General features: G+C 73.6%; 2 protein-coding genes. Both read right to left on the bottom strand.

The window, feature by feature from the left end; translation table 11 throughout:
* Nucleotides 1-15: 15 nt before the first annotated feature.
* Nucleotides 16-954 (bottom strand): N-acetylneuraminate synthase family protein, encoded by a 939-nt coding sequence (locus GTW67_RS18335; protein ID WP_161165906.1) that lies wholly within the window; start codon nucleotides 952-954, stop codon nucleotides 16-18.
* A 14-nt stretch (nucleotides 955-968) separates the two neighbouring features.
* On the bottom strand, nucleotides 969-2,183 hold a 1,215-nt coding region (locus tag GTW67_RS18330), incomplete at its 5' end, for an acylneuraminate cytidylyltransferase (RefSeq protein ID WP_161165905.1).

Here is a 2,183-nt window from a genome sequence, read left to right as displayed (position 1 = left end):
GGGGGTGGGGGTGGGTCAGACCGTGACGGGCTCGCCGGCGGCCGTGGCGATCTCCGCCTCGGCGACGACGCCGGTGACGCGGCGCAGCTTCTTCATCGGGCCGAGCTCGGAGTCGTAGACCTTCTTGACGCCGTCGCCGAGGGAGGCCTCGATGGTGCGGATGTCGCGCACCAGGCGGGTCAGGCCCTGCGGTTCGACGGAGGCGGCCTGGTCGGAGCCCCACATGGCGCGGTCGAGGGTGATGTGCCGCTCGACGAAGGCGGCGCCGAGGGCGACGGCGGCGAGCGTGGTCTGAAGGCCCGTCTCGTGGCCGGAGTAGCCGATCGGCACGTTCGGGTACTCCTGCTGGAGGGTGTTGATCACGCGGAGGTTCAGCTCCTCGGCCTTGGCCGGGTAGGTGGAGGTGGCGTGGCAGAGCAGGATGTTGTCGCTGCCCAGGACCTCGACCGCGTGGCGGATCTGCTTCGGGGTGGACATGCCGGTGGAGAGGATGACCGTGCGGCCGGTGGCGCGCAGGGAGCGCAGCAGCTCGTCGTCGGTCAGGGAGGCGGAGGCGACCTTGTGAGCGGGGACGTCGAACTTCTCCAGGAAGGCGACGGCCTCGGTGTCCCACGGGGAGGCGAACCAGTCGATGTTCTTGCTCTTGCAGTAGTCGTCGATCTGGCGGTACTCGTCCTCGCCGAACTCGACGCGGTGACGGTAGTCGATGTACGTCATCCGGCCCCAGGGGGTGTCGCGCTCGATGTCCCACTGGTCGCGCGGGGTGCAGATCTCGGGGGTGCGCTTCTGGAACTTGACGGCGTCGCAGCCGGCCTCGGCGGCGGCGTCGATCAGCCTGAAGGCGTTCTCGATGTCGCCGTTGTGGTTGATGCCGATCTCGCCGGTGATGTAGACGGGGCGGCCGGGGCCGGCCTCGCGGGTGCCGAAGGTGCGGATGCGGGAGTTGGTGCTCATGGCGTGGGGTTTCCTTACCTGGGCTGGGTGAGCGGGGTGGGGGCCTGGGAGGGGTCGAGGGAGGGGCCGAGGAGCCAGCCGGCGATCTCGCGGATCGCGCCGTCGCCGCCGGGGACGGTGGTGACGGCGCGGGCGGCGCCGCGCACCACGTCGTGGGCGGAGGCGACGGCGACGGGCCAGCCGACGAGGGCGAAGCAGGGCAGGTCGTTGACGTCGTTGCCGGCGTAGAGCACGCGCTCGGGGGCGATGCCCTGCTCCTCGCACCACTGCTTGAGTGCGAGGTCCTTGCGGTCGATGCCGTGCAGCACGGGGATCCTGAGCTTGCGGGCGCGGGCGGCGACGACCGGGTTGACCTCCGTGGAGAGGATCAGCAGCGTGAGGCCGCTGCGGCGCAGGGCGGCGATGCCGAGTCCGTCGCCGCGGTGGACGGAGACGAACTCCCGTCCGTCGGAGTCGATCAGCACCCGGTCGTCGGTCTGGGTGCCGTCGAAGTCGAGGACGACCGCGTCGACGTCGGCGGCGGTCGGGAGCGCGCCGGGCCGGGCGGCGTCGAGGAGGGGCGCGAGCGCGCGGGCGCGGGCCAGGTCGTGCGGGTCGTCGATCTCCAGGACGCGGGCCGGGTCGGTGCGGACCAGTTCGGTGCGGCCGAAGAAGCGGTGGCCGTGCTCGCGGAAGCCCGCGGCGTCCATGGCGTAGGCGGCGCCGGTCTCCAGGAGGTCCTGGGGACGGTCCTGGCGGCGGGGGCGGTAGGCCTTGTCGTGGTTGACGCCGTGCCCGCCGCCGCCCCCGGCGCCTTGTCCGCCGCCCCCCTCGGCGTCGTGTCGGCCGCCGCCCCCGGCACCGTGCCCGCCGTCGCCCTCGGCGGTGCCGTCCCGCCAGACGAAGCCGTGGAAGGGCGCGACGGTCACCGCGGTGTCGGCGCCGTCCTCGGCGACCGCGCCGGCCACGGCGTCGACGTCCTCGCGGACCAGGAAGGGGCTGGTGCACTGCACGAGCAGCACCACGTCGACGGCGGCACCGTGCAGGGCCTCGTGGGTGTCCAGGGCGTGCAGCACCGCGGCCTCGGAGGTGGCCGTGTCCCCGGCGATGGCGGCGGGGCGCAGCACGATCTCGGCGCCGGCCTCGCGGGCCGCGGCGGCGATGGCCCGGTCGTCGGTGGAGACCACGACGTCGGTCACCAGGCGGGTGGCCCGGCACTCGCGGACGGCGCGGGTGACGAGGGGGACGCC

Origin of the sequence: Streptomyces sp. SID5910 (assembly GCF_009862125.1) — a bacterium.
Classification (GTDB): domain Bacteria; phylum Actinomycetota; class Actinomycetes; order Streptomycetales; family Streptomycetaceae; genus Streptomyces.
Note: the sequence above shows the minus strand (reverse complement) of the source record. Positions and strands in the feature narration are given on the sequence as shown.